The organism is Alcanivorax sp. 24, assembly GCF_004360225.1.
GTDB lineage: Bacteria > Pseudomonadota > Gammaproteobacteria > Pseudomonadales > Alcanivoracaceae > Alloalcanivorax > Alloalcanivorax xiamenensis.
On the sequence record NZ_SNUA01000011.1, the window covers coordinates 158,778 to 174,011 of the forward strand.

The following is a 15,234-nucleotide window of genomic DNA, read 5'->3' on the forward strand; positions in this document are numbered from 1 at the left end:
CGGCCGGCGGCCGCCCGTGATGAGGATTGCCCATGAAACTGTCCCCGGCCCGCCAGGTCATGCTCGCCGTTCTGGCTTTGCTGCTGGTGGTACTGCAGGTGCGCCTGTGGTTCGGGGAGGGCAGCCTGCGCCATGTGGCGACCCTGAAAAAGGAGGTTCAGGCGCTCTCCGAACAGAACCAGTCCCTCAGTGAACGCAACCGCCTGATGGCGGCGGACGTGCGTGACCTCAAGGAAGGCAGCGATGCGGTGGAGGAGCTGGCGCGCAAGGATCTCGGTATGATCCGTGATGGCGAGACCTTCTTCCTGATCCTGGAACCGGACGCGCCCCGTGACGACAAGCGTTAAGCCTTTCCCTTTGTACGCGGTGGTGCCCGCCGCCGGCGTCGGCGCGCGTATGGGCGCCAGCCTGCCGAAACAATACCTGACGCTGGAAGGCCGTACCCTGGCGGAACATACCCTGCAGCGGCTGCTGGCATTCGCGCCTCTGTCCGGCGTGGTGGTGGCGGTGGCCGAGGGCGACCCCTGGTGGCCGCGATTGTCGCTCAACGGAATGTCGCTCCATGATCATCCGCGTATCCGCACCGTCACCGGCGGCGCCAGCCGCGCGGAGTCGGTACGCGCCGGGCTCCAGGCGGTGCTGGAGCAGGCGCCGGACGCCTGGGCGCTGGTCCATGACATGGCGCGCCCTCTGGTGCGCCTGTCGGATATCCAGAAGCTGCTCGACGGTGTCGCAGAGCAGGGCGGGATTCTGGCCTGTCCGGTGGTGGATACCATCAAACGGGCGGATCCCGGCCAATGCATCGACGCCACCGTGGATCGCAACCTGATCTGGCGGGCCCTGACCCCGCAACTGTTCCCAGCCGCGGCCCTGGCCGAGGCGCTGGCGGTGCCGGATGACGCCATCACCGACGAAGCGTCGGCCATGGAAGCGCGCGGCTGGCGACCCAGGCTGGTGGCCGGAAACGCCGACAACATCAAAATCACGGTACCGGAAGACCTGCCACTGGCACGCTTTTATCTGCGCCGCCAGGGGCAGGAAGCCGGTCTGGAGGAGTCATCATGAACCTGCGTATCGGTCAGGGTTTCGACGTTCACGCCTTTAGCGGTGAAGGGGATCACGTCATGCTCGGCGGTATTCGCATTCCCCATGAACGCGGCCTGAAGGCTCATTCCGATGGCGACGTGGCGCTGCATGCGCTCAGTGATGCGCTGCTCGGCGCCCTGGCGCTGGGAGATATCGGCCATTATTTTCCGGACACCGATCCGCGCTGGAAAGGGGCTGATTCCGCGGTTTTGCTCAAAGCGGTGATAGAGGACGTGACCGGCCGTGGCTGGCGGCCGCTCAATCTGGATCTGACCGTGATCTGCCAGCAGCCTAAGATCGCTCCCCATGTTCAGGCCATGCGTGAACGTATCGCTGGCCTGATGGGGCTGGCTCTGGACGCGGTATCGGTGAAAGCCACCACCACGGAATGGCTGGGCTTCACCGGACGAGGCGAAGGTATCGCGGTGCAGGCGGTGGTGTTGCTTGAACGTGACTGAGTTGAATGGCGCCGTTTTGAACAACGTCGGCGCCCCGGCGCGGCCGCCGGCCCATGGCGCGCCGCTGGGACGTGCCCTGATGCGGGAGCAGTTCGCTGACTTTCGCGTCGACGAGATCATGACAGTGACGCCGGAAGGAGAGGGCGAGCACCTCTGGCTGGAGATTGAGAAAACCGATTGGAATACCGAGGACGTGGCGTTGTGGCTGGCCCGCCAGGCCGGCATTCATCGTCTCTCGGTGGGCTATAGCGGGCTTAAGGACCGCCGGGCCATTACCCGCCAGTGGTTCAGTCTCCATCTACCCGGCAAACCGGACCCTGACCTGGACTGCCCGCCGGGGGTGAGGCTGTTGCAGGCTCGCCGCCACCGGCGCAAGTTGAATCGCGGTACCCATCGCGCCAATGCTTTCCAACTGTGTCTGCGTCAGGTCCAGGCGGATCCGGCGGCGCTGGCGGAACGTCTGGCGCTGATCGCCCGCCTGGGCGTGCCCAACTACTTCGGTGAGCAGCGCTTTGGCCGTGACGACAGTAACTGGCAGCGTGGACTGGCGTGGCTGAGCGGAGAGGGCGAGGCGCCCCGCAAACGCACCCTGCGCGGCCTGTGGCTGTCGGCGGTGCGCTCGGGGCTGTTCAATGCGGTGCTGGCGGAGCGGGTGCGTGGTGGCTGCTGGGACCGGCTGCTGGACGGCGATCTTTTGCAACCGGACGGCAGCCGTGGATTATTCGCCGCCGCCGATGAACCGGGCGCCGAAACCCGCTTGAGTGCCGGGGACGTTCATCCCACCGGGCCTTTGCCCGGCGCCGGGGGCATGGCATCATCGGGCGCTTGCCAGATATTGGAACAGACCGTGCTGGCCCCTTGGGCCGCGGTCATCGAGGGATTGGCGGGGCAGGGCGTCGACGCGGCCCGCCGCGCCACCCGTCTGCCGGTGTCCGGCCTCGACTGGGACAGCTGGGACGATACCCTGCATTTATCTTTCCACCTGCCGGCCGGGGCCTTCGCCACCACCGTGCTGGCGGAGTTGCTGGAGACTCGCGGGCCGGAACGGCGCTCGCGGGAAAGGCTTTGATATCAGGGGGGCGTCTGGCCCCATTGGGAGGAGAGCCTGTTCATGATCTTTACATCGCCGCGTTGCTGCTGGAAAAGCCGCCAGAGGGCGTTGGGGACTGAAGGCTTTGGTGGGCCAAAGGCAAAGGCCACAGCGTCCTCTGGCGGCTTTTCCAGCGCAACCCGAAGGGCCGGCCCCTTTTGCCGCCAGCCCGCGATTACGCTTGTTTATGTAGAATGACTACACTGCACAATCGAAATCACGAGCTGACGACAAAATGAACTCCGGCGCGGTGACGTAAAGATTATGAACAGGCTCTTAGTAGCATGACAGACCGACGAAGTGGGATTGGCATGACGTCCGCGCGTACCCGGGAACGGCTGATCAGCCGGCTAAGGGAATCGGGGATCACCGATGAGCGGGTGCTGGAAGCCATTCGCGCCACGCCACGGCATTTGTTCGTGGACGAAGCACTGTCCCATCAGGCCTACGACGATACCGCCCTGCCCATCGGTCACGGGCAGACCATTTCCCAGCCCTGGGTGGTGGCGCGCATGACCGAGCTGCTGATCGAGCAGGCGATTCCGGAGAAGGTGCTGGAGGTGGGAACCGGCTGCGGTTACCAGACCGCGGTGCTGGCCGCGTTTGCCCGCCAGGTCTGTTCGGTGGAGAGGATCCGCCCTTTGCAGGATGCCGCCCGGCGACGGCTGCGTGAACTGGGGCTGGCCAACCGGGTGCAGCTGCGCCATGCCGACGGCGGCTTCGGCTGGTCCTCGGCGGCACCATTCGATGGCATCCTGGTGACCTGCGCCCGCCCGGAGATTCCCGAGGAACTGCTGGCCCAACTGGCCGAGGGCGGCCGTCTGGTGATGCCGGTGGGGGATCGCCAACAACGGCTGACCGTGGTGGACCGGCATGGCAACGAGCTGGTATCGCGGGCGTTGGACCCGGTGCGGTTCGTGCCCTTTCAGAGAGGCGTGCAATGACCACTTTGTTTCGCCCCGGCATCTACTGCCGGGGCATCGCCATGGGCGCCGCCGATGTGGTGCCCGGCGTTTCCGGCGGCACCCTGGCGTTGATCACCGGCATCTACGAGGAACTGATCGGCACCCTGGGCGGAGTTCGCCCCGGGTTGATCACCGTCTGGCGCCGGCAGGGGTTCGCCGCCTTCTGGCGTGCCGGCAACTTCACCTTCCTGATCTCTCTGCTGGCCGGCATTCTCACCAGCATCGCTTTGCTGGCACGCTTGATTACCTGGTTTCTGGAACACCACCCGGTGCCGGTGTGGGCGTTCTTTTCCGGTTTGATCGCCGCCAGTATTCCAATGATCCTCAAGCCGCTGGTCCGCCGGGGCCCGCCCCAGTGGGCCGCGTTTCTGATTGGCACCCTGGCGGCGGTGGCGATATCGCTGGCGCCGGGATTGCAGAGCGCTGGTGTCGGTCCGCTGGTGTTCTTCCTCGGTGGCGCCGTGGCCATCTGCGCGATGATTCTGCCGGGCATTTCCGGCAGTTTTATCCTTCTTTTACTCGGGCTTTATGAGCCGGTTCTGCAGGCGGTACGTGATGGCCAGTGGCCATTGCTGTTTGCCTTCGCCGGCGGGTGCGCGGTGGGGCTGCTGAGCTTCGTGCATTTGTTGAAGTGGTTGCTGAATCGCTACCATGACACGGTAATGGCGCTGCTTGGCGGCTTCATGGCCGGTTCGCTGGTCAAACTCTGGCCCTGGCGTGTGGGTGCCGAAAGTGGCTTGGGAGAACACTGGCTGACGCCTGGTCAATACGCCCAGGTCACCGGCGAGGGGACGCAGATTTTTATCGCCGTGGTCGCTACTTTGTTGGGGGTGGCCGTGGTCTGGCTACTTTCCCTGGCCGCACCTGTGCATAATGTCGCCAAGGAGACCACCGACTGAGAGCCTGTTCTTGCGCGTTTGGGTCCGTATATTCAGCTTCTGTATGGCTATGGCACTGCTGTTGGGCGGGTGCGCGGTAAGCAATCCGCCGCCGGTGGTTGACCTGTACGGCAAGTCATCCCGTTCCCAGCCGGTGACTTCCGGCAGCCATAAGGTGGCTCGCGGCGAGACTTTGTATTCGATCGCCTGGCGCTACGGCTGGGACTACAAGTCGCTGGCGCGCGCCAATGGCATCAAGGCGCCTTACACCATCTACCCCGGACAAGTGATCCGTTTTTCCTCCCGCGCCGCGCCGGCGCCAAAAGCCCGTCCACGCAGTACCGCCTCAAGCAGCAAACCGGCGGCGAAGCCGGCCGTCAAACCGGTGGCTAAACCGGCCCCTCCACCGGCCCCTAAAGTGGTCAGCAATGTACGTTGGCGCTGGCCAACGGAGGGCGAGTTGGTGCAGCGTTTTTCCGCTGGCGGAGGCCCTCGCGGAATCGCCATCGCCGGGCGTCGCGGCGCGTCGGTGGTGGCCGCGGCGGACGGGACGGTGGTGTATAAAGGCGTGGGCCTGACCGGTTACGGCAAGTTGCTGATCATCAAGCACAATGATCGCTGGTTGAGCGCCTACGCCCACAATGATGACTTGCTGGTGAAGGAGGGGGAGCAGGTGAAATCCGGGCAGAAGATCGCCACCATGGGATCGAGCGGCACTTTCCGCACCCAATTGCATTTTGAAATCCGCCGGGACGGACAACCGGTGGACCCGCTTCCCCTGTTGCCGAAGAAACCATGACTGATCATGCCCGTGCTTCCCACCGCCTACTGCTTCTCGCCGCTTCCGCCTCGGTGGCGGTGGCCCTGGTGCTGATCGTGGTGAAGGCGTTGGCCTGGAGCGCCACCGGCTCGGTCAGCCTGCTGGCTTCGCTGGTGGATTCGGCGATGGATTCTCTGGCCTCGCTGGTGAACTTTGCCGCCATTCGCTATTCGCTGGTGCCGCCGGATGAGGAGCACCGCTTCGGACACGGCAAGGCGGAGGCACTGGCGGGACTGGGCCAGGCGGTCCTGGTGGCGGGCTCGGCGGTGTTTCTGGGGCGCGAAGCGATCCTCAAAATGCTGGATCCGCAACCTCTGGAGGCCACCGGTCTGGGGATCGGCGTGATGGTGTTTTCCATTGTCCTGACCGGTGCGCTGGTGCTGTTTCAGCGTTACGTGATTCGACGCACCGGCTCCACCGCGATCGAGGCGGACAGCCTGCATTACTTTTCCGATCTGGCGGTGAACCTGGGCATTATCGGCACTCTGCTGATCGTCTGGCTGGGCTTTCCGGAAGCGGACGGCATCGTGGCATTGCTGATCGCCGTGTTCGTGCTGCGTTCCGCCTGGCACATCGGCTGGAAAGCCAGCCAGCTGTTGCTGGACCGGGAGGTGGAAGGGGATACCCGTGATCGTATTGGCGCCATCGTCGGAGCCCATACCGACGCGCTCGGGTTCCATGATCTGCGTACCCGTCTCTCGGGGCGCACACTGTTTATTCAATTGCATGTGGATATGGACCAGACCATGTCCCTGCTCGATGCCCATGCCCTCGGTGAGCGCATTCGTCTGGATATTCGCAAGGCGTTTCCCAACGCCGAGGTGATCATCCACCAGGACCCGGTACCCGGAGCGCCCCGGGTGCCGGTGGATGAGCGCCGGACGCCGCACGCCAGAGGCCGGACGCTTTAGAGCACCGCCTCTTCGAACATTGCGGATATAAATAAGGTTCATCGCGGTTTAGCGGGAAGGGTCGCTCCGGCGGGGCTCCCGTATTGCCCGGTTACCTCGAAGACCTCCCTTCAGAGGTGGCTACAGCGCCGCTGTGGGAAGCTTGCTGGCAAGCGAATCGCCAACGGCTCAGGGCATTCGCGGCCAAAGGGAGCGCCGCCCGGGCCGCTTCCCACAGCGGCTTCGTGGCGGACCTGTGGGAGGCCAGCTTGCTGGCGAATTCCGGCCCTCCGGTGTTGGGATATTCGCTTGCCAGCAAGCTTCCCACGGCGGTTTCGTAGCTTGATCCGTGGGAGACCAGCTTGCTGGCGAATACAGCGGCTGGTAACCGCTTCCGTTACAGACCCATGCCCGTGATTGAAGCGCCGTGTCCCGCTAAACCGCGATGAACCTAAAAAGGTGTTCTAGTGCTTACCAGGGCGTTGGGTCTGGTTTTGCATTATCGGCGTCCGGCCCAACCTCACACCCTCAGTTTCGGTTTCACACTGATCAGCAAGGCTGGCAACAAGGTCAGGTTGCTGAGCAGCGCCACCAGCATGGCCAGGCCGGTGAGCAGCCCGAAATACACGGTGGGATTGAAGTTGGATATCGCCAGGATCGAGAAGCCGGCGATAATCACCAGTGAGGTGTAGTACATCGCCTTGCCGATGGAACCGTGGCAGCGGTACATGGTGGCCACATAGTCGTTGTCCTTCGGCAACTCCTCATGGAACCGGTGTATGTAGTGGATGGTGTCGTCAACGGCGATGCCGATGGTGATCGCGGTAATGGTGATGGTCATCAAATCCAGCGGCAGACCGATCCAGCCCATCAAACCCAGTACCAGCGCCGCGCTGACCAGGCTCGGCACCATGCTGATCAATGCCACCGGCAGCGAGCGGAACAGAAGCAGCAACATCACCATTATCGCCACGAACACATAGCCGAGGGTCTTGATCTGGGAATCGAACAAACTTTGCAGCATGTTGTTGTAAAGCACCATGGCACCGGTAAGGTTCACCTGCCCGGGCTGCAGGTCAAACTTCTCCAGCAGATCGCCGCGAATCTTCTTGAGCAGGTCATCGCGATTGAGATTCTTGTCCGAATCGATCACCCGCACACTGATGCGTACCTGGCGGCCGTCCTCGGACATGTATGGATTCACCAGCTGTGAACGCAGATCATCGGGAATGAAGCTCGCCAGCAGCATCAATTGCATGTAACTGAGAGGGCCACCATTGAGCTTTTCCGCCACCTGGTAAGTGGTGGCGATGGACAGCACCTTGCCGGTTTCCGGCAGGGATTTGAGATATTCCTCGATCTCGATCAACTGGCCAAGCCGCTGCGGGGTATACCAGTAGGCATCGCGTAGACGGCGCTCACCGGCGGAAGCTTGTTTGAACGGATCGCCGCCGTCGTCCGCACCGAAGGGGTCGGCGCTGAACGGGTCGGTGTTGTCGTCGGCGAAGGGATCGCCCGCGCCGAAGCCGTCGCTTCCGGCGGCGAAGGGATCCTCGTCCACCGCGCCGAAACCATCGTCGGACGCCGGCCCGGAGGAGGCGGTCTGGTTGTTTTGTACTTTGGGTTCCGGTCTGGGCGGTGCATCAATGATGATGTCCAGTGGTGTGGTACCTCCCAGCTTACGGTCGATTTGCAGCATGCCCTGGTGAATTTCCGTGTCTTTCTGGAAGTAATCAATAAAGCGGTTTTCCACCGTCAGGCGGCTCATCCCCCACACCGCCAGGGCAATGATTACCAGCGCCGCCAGCAGCAGTGGCAGCCGGCTCTTTTCGGTGATGTTGGCGAAGCCCAGCGTCAGCTTTCGGGTCAGATCACCGCCGCCGGGCGCGGTGCCCGGTTGCAGCGGCAGCAGCAGGGCGGGGAACGCCAGGAAACACACCACCAGCGCCACCGCCAGGCCAATGGTCATCATCCAACCGAAGTCGATCACCGGGCGGATGTCACTGATCACCAGGGAGGAGAAGCCAACGATGGTGGTCAGGATCATGTATACACAGGGCCGCATCATGTGAGCGGCGGTTTCCCGGACCAGCCAGGCCTGGGTCGCGGAAGGGTTTTCCTCGTGCAGTTCCCGGTATCGCACGGTCAGGTGAATGGCGATGGACATGGTGATGATCAGCAACAACGAGATGTAATTGCTGCTGATCACGGTGACTTTCCAGTCCATGAAACCAAGCCAGCCGGTGACGAGCAGCACGGTGAGTCCGCAGCAGATCAGTGGCACCACCACCCAGCGGGGTCGGCGGAAAATCAGAAACAGGGCCAGGATCAGAAAGACCAGAACGCCAATGCCGAAGATCTCCAGATCGGCGCGAATGAAACTGACCATGTCGCTGGCAATCATCGGCACACCGCCGAGGAACAGCCCTGCCTGATCGCGATACTGGTCCATGATGCCGCGCACCTGCTCGATACGCTGGGTGCTCTCCGCCTGCAGCTGGCTGCTGTAGTCGCTGAATTCCCGGGAGACCGTCTCCAGCCGCTTCTCTTCTTCGGCGCTGAGCGTGCCTTCACGTCGCTTCTCGCGCAGTTCGGTACGTTGTGCCAGCAAGTCGCGGTAATGCTGATCGTCTTCCAGTGTCAGCAGCAGCGCGGTGGTGTTGCCGTCCCGGCTGACCAGCAGATCCTGATAGAGAGGGTTTTCCTCGGTGAATTCCTGCTTCGCCAGGGCCAGGTCGGTGTCCGGTTCAAGCAGGGTGCGGTAGCCGCTGGCCAGGTCGGTGAATTCCACCTGTGGGCTGAACAGCAACGGCACATCCAGCATGCTGTAAACCGAAGCCACCCGATCCACTTTCTTCAGACTGTCCTGCAACCGTGACAGGTGCTCCAGGGTGTCGCGCTGGAACAGGGGGCGATCCTTGGGGGTGTAGGTCACCACCAGAAAATCGCTGCCGCCATAGCGCTTGGCGATACCACGGTAATACTGCAGTGCCTGATCGTTCTCCAGCACCAGAGAATCCGCCGAGGCATCCAGTTTGAAGTGCCGTGCCTGCCAGGCGGCGGTGGCGCTCAGCAAAGCCACGATCAGTAGCCAGAACAGCGGATGGCGCAGCACCACCCGGCAATAGCTCAAGAACAGTCGGTGGGTCATGGAACCTCTCGGACCGGTTATTATTAACAGCCTTCTAGGGCCTGTTCACGCTATTTGCATCCAGCAGGCGGGACGCAAATAGCGTGAACAGGCCCTAAAACATCGCCGCGAATTCGGCGGCGAAACGGCGATCAAAGCGATGAATCAGTTTACCGAAAGGGAGCGTGAGCAATGTCATGGCGCCCTCGGACCATTCTTCCTGATGCAACCGGCAGCCACCGTCATCGTCGTCAATGAAGGAAAAGCGGTGCTGAATCCGTGCCAACGGCAACGCCAGTCCCCAACTGATGCGCTCGTTCTCCACCACTTCCAGCACTTTTACCGCCACCGGCGCGGGTGGCAGGCCGGGCAGGTCGATAACGAACAGCAGGGTGGCGCCGGGTCGCCATCCGCCGAACAATCTGGCATAGCGAACCACCGAACACCAGTCGGCCCAGTCGTCCACGCGGGTGAACAGCGAAAAAGCCTGACGGCGGGAGGCGGCGGTGTCGGTGACGTCGTCGATGAAATAGCGTTTCAGCATGACAGGCTCTTCAGGGTTTGCGCCAAGAGTACCCGTCGTGATGGGGTACGGCCAGTTAACTGCCGAGGCGAATCGGGCCATTATCCACGGGGAGCTTGACCGGAGAGGCCGCTCTGCCTAGCGTGAACAAAAAATCATAGGGAATGATGACGGCAGGCACCAAAAATAACAAAGGCGAAAGCCACTATGTAAGGAAACCACATGGCGAGCAAATTGTTCCCGGCATCCAACCTGCCGGCATTAATGGAGATCGCGCTGCGCAGCCGTCTGGATGTGCAGGCATTGTTTCAGAAGGCCGGGATCGACGCGGATATGGTCGGACGCGCCGAGTGCTATGTGCGCGTGGAGCAGATCGATACCGTGTTCAGCACCGCCTTCGCCGAAACCCGGGATCCGCTCTTCGGCCTGCATGTGGGCAGGGACAATCATTACGGTAACCTGGACATCATCGGTAACCTGATGGCGGCCTCCGCGTCCCTGGATCAGGGGCTGGCGCTGCTGTTTCGCTACAAGGACCTGTTGGTCCCGTACCTGGGGTTCGCCTTGCGACATGAGGCCGATGCCGTGGCCCTGGAAGTTTTCCCGCATTATCCGGACCTGGAATTTACCCAGACCCGTACCCATAACGAACTGGTGGTGGCCACCATCGTCGCCATCGGCCGCTCGCTCACCGGTGGTCGTTTTCCCGTGCGGGAAGTGGCTTTCCGCCATTCGGCACCGCCACCGCCACAGTTGAACGAGTACCGCGTCTTCTTCCAGTGTCCACTGGTTTTTGAAGCGCCCTGCAATGCCGTGTTGTTCGATGAAGCGGCATTGACCTCGCCGTTGCCCGGCGCTTATCCGGACTACCGCCGCCGTTTGGAGCGCGCCGCGGATCGTCTGCTTGGCGCACTGACCCGGGCGGCGGCGGTGAGCCTGCAGGTGCGTGAGCGGCTGTATGAAACGCTGGGACAAGATGCCTGGTCGGTGGAGAAGGTGGCTTCCTCATTGAATATGACCACCCGCACGCTACAGCGGAGACTGCGTCAGGAAGGACTGCGCTTCGCCGACTTGCGCGACCAGGTGCGGCACGAGCACGCCTGCCGTAAACTGGTGGAACCGTGCTGTGATATGCAGCAACTGACCCAGGATCTGGGCTTTTCGGATATCGCCAATTTCTACCACGCTTTTCGTCGCTGGCAGGGCTGCGCGCCGGGGGAATACCGGCGCCGGCAATTCACCGAACGGGCCCGCAACGAACGGATGGCGATCCATCGGATGGAGCGCTGAAACGGCACCGGATACAGGGATTTAAAGGTGGCGCCGAAGTCGCTGTGGGAAGCTGGCTTGCCAGCGAATACAGTGTAAGTGATATCCCAGACCCATTCGCTGCCAAGGCAGCTTCCCACAGCGGCTTCGTGGCACGGTCTGTGAGAACGGCTTTATCACCTGGATCGATAACCTGAACGCCTATGATCGATATCGACGCCGCCGCCCGGGAACTGGAAATACTATGGTCGCTGCCGGGCCGGGATTGCCGGCTGCGGCTTCTTGGGCAAAGCGACACCGGACTGACCGCGATCATCCATACGCCGGCGCAACGTTTCTTCCTCAAATGGATGCGTGACGGCGACCCGTTGGAGGCGGAGCAGGACGGGTTGATCCGGCTGGCGCCAGTGGTAAGAGTGCCGGGCTGGCGCTACCTCGGCCCGCTGGCGGGCGGCCAGGCTCTGATTTTGGAATGGCTGGAACTGGGGCAATCCCTGTCCGCTGGACAGTGGTGGCAACTGGGACAGCTGTTGCGACGTCTGCATTCCGTTTCTTCGGACCAGTTCGGGTACCACCGTGATAACTGGATCGGCGGCAGCCGCCAATACAATACGCCGTCGCCGGATTGGGCCACCTTCTTCGTCAACCAAAGGTTGGCGCCACAATGGCGCCGGGCCTGTCAGCGCGGGCTGCCGGCGGCGGAGGCGGGTCAGGTGGAAGCGGTGATGGCGATGGCCATGGACTGGCTCGCCGAAGTGACGGTGACGCCGTCGCTGGTACACGGTGATTTATGGTCCGGTAACCTGGGCACGCTCACCGACGGCACTCTGGTGCTGTTCGACCCGGCGGTGTACTACGGCCATGGGGAGGTGGACCTGGCCATGTTGGAGTTGTTTGGCGTGGTGCCGGAAGAATGCCATCGTGGTTATGGCATCGATCCCCATGATCCCGCCGTGGTGCAGCGCAAGACCCTCTATAACCTGTATCATCTGCTCAACCATTTCGTGCTGTTCGGGAGCGGCTACCTCAATGCCATCACCCGCAGCTGCCGGACCTTGCTGTCCTACTGACAGCGCGATCCATGATGTCTTGTTGATGGTGTTGAGCTTTGACTCCTATTCGTATTGTCGCTGATGAAAACATGCCGGGGCTGGCCCTGTTTGAAAAGCAGGGAACGGTGCGCCGCGTGGATGGCCGCCGCTTGACCCGGAACGACCTGGCCGACACCGAGGTGTTGCTGGTGCGTTCCGTGACCCGGGTGGACCGGGCCTTGCTGGAGGGAACACCGGTGCGTTTTGTTGGCTCCGCCACCATTGGCACGGATCACGTGGACCGGGCGGCGCTCAAGGACATGGGCGTGGCCTTTGCCCACGCGCCGGGCTGTAATGCCCGGGCGGTGGCGGAGTACGTGCTGCAGGCGCTGTTGCTGGCCTGCCGGGAGCAGGGCCGGGTCTTGCGCGACAGCAGCGTGGGCATTGTCGGTCTGGGTAACGTGGGCAGCCGGGTAGCGCAATGGCTGAGCGCCCTCGGAGTGACGGTCCTGGCCTGTGATCCGCCGCTGCAACGCGCTGGAGCCGATACCGTGGTGCCGCTGACCGACCTGGACTCGGTGCTGGCGGCGGACCTGATCACCGTACACGTGCCGTTGACCCGTCAAGGACCGGATGCCACGTTCCATCTGCTCGACCAGGAACGTCTGGCTCGTCTCGGTGCCTGGCAAACGCTGCTCAGCACCTGCCGGGGCGCGGTGATCGATAACCCGGCGTTGCGGGAGAGACTGGCGGGCGCCGACGCGCCGCTGGTAATGCTGGATGTTTGGGAAGGGGAGCCGCGAATCGATGGAGGGCTGCTGGCGAGGGTGCGCCTCGGTTCCCCGCATGTGGCCGGTTACAGCGTGGAAGGGAAGTGGCTGGGCACCGCCATGCTCCACCAGGCCTTCCGTCTGTGGCGGGGGGAAAGTGCCGGGGTTCCGGTGATGGCCGGGGAGCGGCCGATACTGGAGCATCCGGTGGCGGATGAGGGTGACTTGCTGGCGTTGTTGCAGCGGGTCTACCGGATTGACGAGGATGATCGTCGCCTGCGTGCCAGTGTCGGGGAAGCCGACCCGGGGGCGGCGTTTGATGCCTTGCGGCGCGACTATCCGCCGCGCCACGAACTGCATTACTGGCGTCACCAGGGTGAGGTGGCGCCGGCGCTGAGAGCCTTGCTCAGCCTGCTTTGCGATCCGCCTGGCGCGGGTAGCGCCATGCCTGCTCCAGTTCTCGACAGGCTTTGAGAATCATCGCTTCGGTGATCGGAATCTCGCGCCCCTGTTCGTCCACCAGGGCGGCGTCGTTGAAATCTCCGGATCCCGGCGAGCGGGAGAGGGTAGTGCGGCTCATGGTAGTCTCTCCGTTAATCCGACCCTCCATGGAGGGCTGACCTTGGGTTCGGGGTGATCTCCCCCGGCACGGCCATTCTTGTTGTTGGATATGATGATTTTATGACGATGGAGGAAAAATCCCCGCTCACCGTGGGGGTGCTGGTCAATCCGTTCGCCGGCATCGGCGGTGCCGTGGGCCTGAAAGGCAGTGACGGCGCTGAAACCCGCGCCGAGGCGCTGCGCCGGGGTGCCCGGCCGATGGCGGTGGAGCGCATGACCCGGGCTCTGCAAGCGTTGGGATCGGCGGCGCGACCGCTGCGCTGGTTGACCTGGGGCGGCGACATGGGCGAGCACAGCTGCCGGGACGCCGGCCTCCCGGCGGAGATCGTCGGGCGGTCGCCGCCAGACAGCGAAGCCGAGCACAGCCGCGAGGCGGCGGCGGCTCTGGTGGCGGCCGGTGTCGACCTGCTGTTGTTCGCCGGCGGCGATGGCACCGCCCGGGATCTGGTGGACGCGGTGGGACAGCGCATTCCCGTGCTGGGCGTGCCAGCTGGCTGCAAAATGCATTCGGCGGTGTACGCGGTGAACCCGGAAGCCGCCGGCCATTTGCTGGCGGACCTGCGCGATGGTGGGCTGGTGGCGCTGCGGGACGCGGAGGTCCGTGACATCGACGAAGAGGCGTTCCGCCACGGCCAGGTCCGCGCCCGTTACTATGGCAGCCTGAGGGTGCCGGAGGAGGGGCGTTACCTGCAGCAGGTGAAATGCGGCGGCCGCGAAGTGGAAGACCTGGTGGTCACCGAAATCGCCGCCTGGGTGATCGACACTCTGGAAGACGACGTCTATTACCTGGTTGGCTCCGGTTCCACCGTGGCGGTGGTGATGGAACAGCTGGGGCTGCCGAACACGCTGCTCGGAGTGGATATCATCCGCAATGGCGAGGTGGTGGCGGCGGACGTCAGCGCCGAGGCGATCCTGGAGCACATCGGTGACGCTCCGGCGCGGGCGCTGCTGACCGTGATTGGCGGTCAGGGGCACCTGTTCGGCCGGGGCAACCAGCAGTTCAGCCCGGCGGTGATCCGCCGTCTCGGTAAGGACCGCGTCCAGATCCTCGCCAGCCGGGGTAAACTGGCCACTCTGGAAGGGCGTCCGCTGCTGGTGGACACTGGCGACGCCGGGCTGGATCAGGCGTTATGCGGACTATGGCCGGTGACCAGCGGCTATGAGGATACGTTACTGTACCGGGTGGGGCTGGACGCCGGTGAGGCATAAGACGGGCCGGACGCCGGACGCTAAAGAAGTCAAAACCCGGGGCTGCGGGCATTGCGGGAATAAAAAAATTGCCGGGAGCAATTTTAACGTCGCTCCGGCGGGGGCTCCTGTATTGCCCGGTTACCTCGAAGACCTCCCTTCAGAGGTGGCTACAGCGCCGCTGTGGGAAGCTTGCTGGCAAGCGAATCGCCAACGGCTCAGGGCATTCGCGGCCAAGCGGAGCGCCGCCCGGGCCGCTTCCCACAGCGGCTTCGTGGCGGATCCGTGGGAGACCAGCTTGCTGGCGAATTCCGGCCCTCTGGTGTTGGGATATTCGCTTGCCAGCAAGCTTCCCACAGCGACTTCGTGGCGGACCTGTGGGAGACCAGCTTGCTGGCGAATTCCGGCCCTCTGGTGTTGGGATACTCGCTTGCCAGCAAGCTTCCCACAGTGGCTTCGTGGCAGACCTGTGGGAGACCAGCTTGCTGGCGAGTTCCGGCCCTCTGGTGTTGGGA

Annotated in this window: 15 protein-coding genes; 12 read left to right on the forward strand and 3 right to left on the reverse strand. The window is 63.2% G+C overall.

What is annotated here, in order from left to right; genetic code table 11:
• The first annotated feature begins 32 nt into the window (after positions 1–32).
• The 8 genes from E0L37_RS15290 (at position 33) to E0L37_RS15325 (ending at position 6,208) form a co-directional block, all read left to right on the forward strand.
• A complete protein-coding gene (locus E0L37_RS15290; protein ID WP_133492573.1) occupies positions 33–347 on the forward strand; it encodes a septum formation initiator family protein in 315 nt (104 codons plus the stop codon).
• Positions 331–1,065, forward strand: a complete 735-nt coding sequence (gene ispD, locus E0L37_RS15295; protein ID WP_240687481.1) for a 2-C-methyl-D-erythritol 4-phosphate cytidylyltransferase — start codon at positions 331–333, stop codon at positions 1,063–1,065. The genes E0L37_RS15290 and ispD overlap by 17 nt, the downstream gene beginning before the upstream one ends.
• Positions 1,062–1,544 carry a 2-C-methyl-D-erythritol 2,4-cyclodiphosphate synthase gene (gene ispF / locus E0L37_RS15300; RefSeq protein WP_205655632.1) on the forward strand — a complete coding sequence of 161 codons (483 nt, stop codon included), beginning with the start codon at positions 1,062–1,064 and terminating at the stop codon, positions 1,542–1,544. Before ispD ends, ispF begins: the two co-directional genes overlap by 4 nt.
• Positions 1,537–2,613 (forward strand): tRNA pseudouridine(13) synthase TruD, encoded by a 1,077-nt coding sequence (truD, locus tag E0L37_RS15305; RefSeq protein ID WP_236564196.1) that lies wholly within the window; start codon positions 1,537–1,539, stop codon positions 2,611–2,613. Before ispF ends, truD begins: the two co-directional genes overlap by 8 nt.
• A gap of 305 nt (positions 2,614–2,918) precedes the next feature.
• Positions 2,919–3,578: a protein-L-isoaspartate(D-aspartate) O-methyltransferase gene (locus tag E0L37_RS15310; RefSeq protein ID WP_133492575.1), complete on the forward strand. Its 660-nt coding sequence runs from the start codon at positions 2,919–2,921 to the stop codon at positions 3,576–3,578.
• Complete coding sequence (locus tag E0L37_RS15315) at positions 3,575–4,498, forward strand: DUF368 domain-containing protein (RefSeq protein WP_133492576.1); 924 nt, start codon at positions 3,575–3,577, stop codon at positions 4,496–4,498. Before E0L37_RS15310 ends, E0L37_RS15315 begins: the two co-directional genes overlap by 4 nt.
• A 49-nt stretch (positions 4,499–4,547) precedes the next feature.
• Positions 4,548–5,276 carry a peptidoglycan DD-metalloendopeptidase family protein gene (locus tag E0L37_RS15320; protein ID WP_133492577.1) on the forward strand — a complete coding sequence of 243 codons (729 nt, stop codon included), beginning with the start codon at positions 4,548–4,550 and terminating at the stop codon, positions 5,274–5,276.
• The gene (locus E0L37_RS15325; protein WP_133492578.1) at positions 5,273–6,208 is read left to right on the forward strand and encodes a cation diffusion facilitator family transporter; all 936 of its coding nucleotides are present in this window, start codon (positions 5,273–5,275) and stop codon (positions 6,206–6,208) included. Before E0L37_RS15320 ends, E0L37_RS15325 begins: the two co-directional genes overlap by 4 nt.
• 499 nt (positions 6,209–6,707) lie before the next feature.
• Here E0L37_RS15325 and E0L37_RS15330 read toward each other — a convergent pair whose 3' ends face one another.
• Both E0L37_RS15330 and E0L37_RS15335 read right to left on the reverse strand, forming a co-directional pair.
• A complete protein-coding gene (locus E0L37_RS15330; RefSeq protein WP_133492579.1) occupies positions 6,708–9,338 on the reverse strand; it encodes an RND family transporter in 2,631 nt (876 codons plus the stop codon).
• Positions 9,339–9,432: 94 nt separating this feature from the next.
• Entirely contained in the window at positions 9,433–9,861 is a 429-nt protein-coding gene (locus E0L37_RS15335; protein WP_133492580.1) for an SRPBCC domain-containing protein, read from the reverse strand.
• A 201-nt stretch (positions 9,862–10,062) separates the two neighbouring features.
• Between E0L37_RS15335 and E0L37_RS15340 the strand changes: the two genes are divergently transcribed.
• The 3 genes from E0L37_RS15340 to E0L37_RS15350 all read left to right on the forward strand — a co-directional run bounded on the left by E0L37_RS15340 (position 10,063) and on the right by E0L37_RS15350 (position 13,384).
• Positions 10,063–11,130 carry an AraC family transcriptional regulator gene (locus E0L37_RS15340; protein ID WP_133492581.1) on the forward strand — a complete coding sequence of 356 codons (1,068 nt, stop codon included), beginning with the start codon at positions 10,063–10,065 and terminating at the stop codon, positions 11,128–11,130.
• Positions 11,131–11,312: 182 nt separating this feature from the next.
• Complete coding sequence (locus E0L37_RS15345; RefSeq protein ID WP_133492582.1) at positions 11,313–12,179, forward strand: fructosamine kinase family protein; 867 nt, start codon at positions 11,313–11,315, stop codon at positions 12,177–12,179.
• Positions 12,180–12,217: 38 nt separating this feature from the next.
• Positions 12,218–13,384 carry a 4-phosphoerythronate dehydrogenase gene (locus E0L37_RS15350; RefSeq protein WP_133492583.1) on the forward strand — a complete coding sequence of 389 codons (1,167 nt, stop codon included), beginning with the start codon at positions 12,218–12,220 and terminating at the stop codon, positions 13,382–13,384.
• On the opposite strand, the gene E0L37_RS21545 is transcribed toward E0L37_RS15350, so the two are convergent.
• Positions 13,317–13,490, reverse strand: a complete 174-nt coding sequence (locus E0L37_RS21545) for a PA1571 family protein (protein ID WP_166643077.1) — start codon at positions 13,488–13,490, stop codon at positions 13,317–13,319. The two genes, E0L37_RS15350 and E0L37_RS21545, sit on opposite strands and share 68 nt — an antisense overlap.
• Before the next feature lie 107 nt (positions 13,491–13,597).
• Between E0L37_RS21545 and E0L37_RS15355 the strand changes: the two genes are divergently transcribed.
• Positions 13,598–14,740 carry an ATP-NAD kinase family protein gene (locus tag E0L37_RS15355; protein ID WP_133492595.1) on the forward strand — a complete coding sequence of 381 codons (1,143 nt, stop codon included), beginning with the start codon at positions 13,598–13,600 and terminating at the stop codon, positions 14,738–14,740.
• Positions 14,741–15,234 lie beyond the last annotated feature (494 nt).

Excerpts from the sequence above, each read along its gene's own strand:
- E0L37_RS15345 (WP_133492582.1), top strand. The coding sequence starts at position 11,313 with ATGATCGATATCGACGCCGCCGCCCGGGAACTGGAAATACTATGGTCG.
- E0L37_RS15310 (WP_133492575.1), top strand. The coding sequence starts at position 2,919 with ATGACAGACCGACGAAGTGGGATTGGCATGACGTCCGCGCGTACCCGG.
- E0L37_RS15330 (WP_133492579.1), bottom strand. The coding sequence starts at position 9,338 with ATGACCCACCGACTGTTCTTGAGCTATTGCCGGGTGGTGCTGCGCCAT.
- E0L37_RS15320 (WP_133492577.1), top strand. The coding sequence starts at position 4,548 with ATGGCACTGCTGTTGGGCGGGTGCGCGGTAAGCAATCCGCCGCCGGTG.
- E0L37_RS15325 (WP_133492578.1), top strand. The coding sequence starts at position 5,273 with ATGACTGATCATGCCCGTGCTTCCCACCGCCTACTGCTTCTCGCCGCT.
- E0L37_RS15340 (WP_133492581.1), top strand. The coding sequence starts at position 10,063 with ATGGCGAGCAAATTGTTCCCGGCATCCAACCTGCCGGCATTAATGGAG.
- E0L37_RS15335 (WP_133492580.1), bottom strand. The coding sequence starts at position 9,861 with ATGCTGAAACGCTATTTCATCGACGACGTCACCGACACCGCCGCCTCC.
- E0L37_RS21545 (WP_166643077.1), bottom strand. The coding sequence starts at position 13,490 with ATGAGCCGCACTACCCTCTCCCGCTCGCCGGGATCCGGAGATTTCAAC.
- E0L37_RS15355 (WP_133492595.1), top strand. The coding sequence starts at position 13,598 with ATGGAGGAAAAATCCCCGCTCACCGTGGGGGTGCTGGTCAATCCGTTC.
- E0L37_RS15290 (WP_133492573.1), top strand. The coding sequence starts at position 33 with ATGAAACTGTCCCCGGCCCGCCAGGTCATGCTCGCCGTTCTGGCTTTG.
- ispF (WP_205655632.1), top strand. The coding sequence starts at position 1,062 with ATGAACCTGCGTATCGGTCAGGGTTTCGACGTTCACGCCTTTAGCGGT.
- E0L37_RS15315 (WP_133492576.1), top strand. The coding sequence starts at position 3,575 with ATGACCACTTTGTTTCGCCCCGGCATCTACTGCCGGGGCATCGCCATG.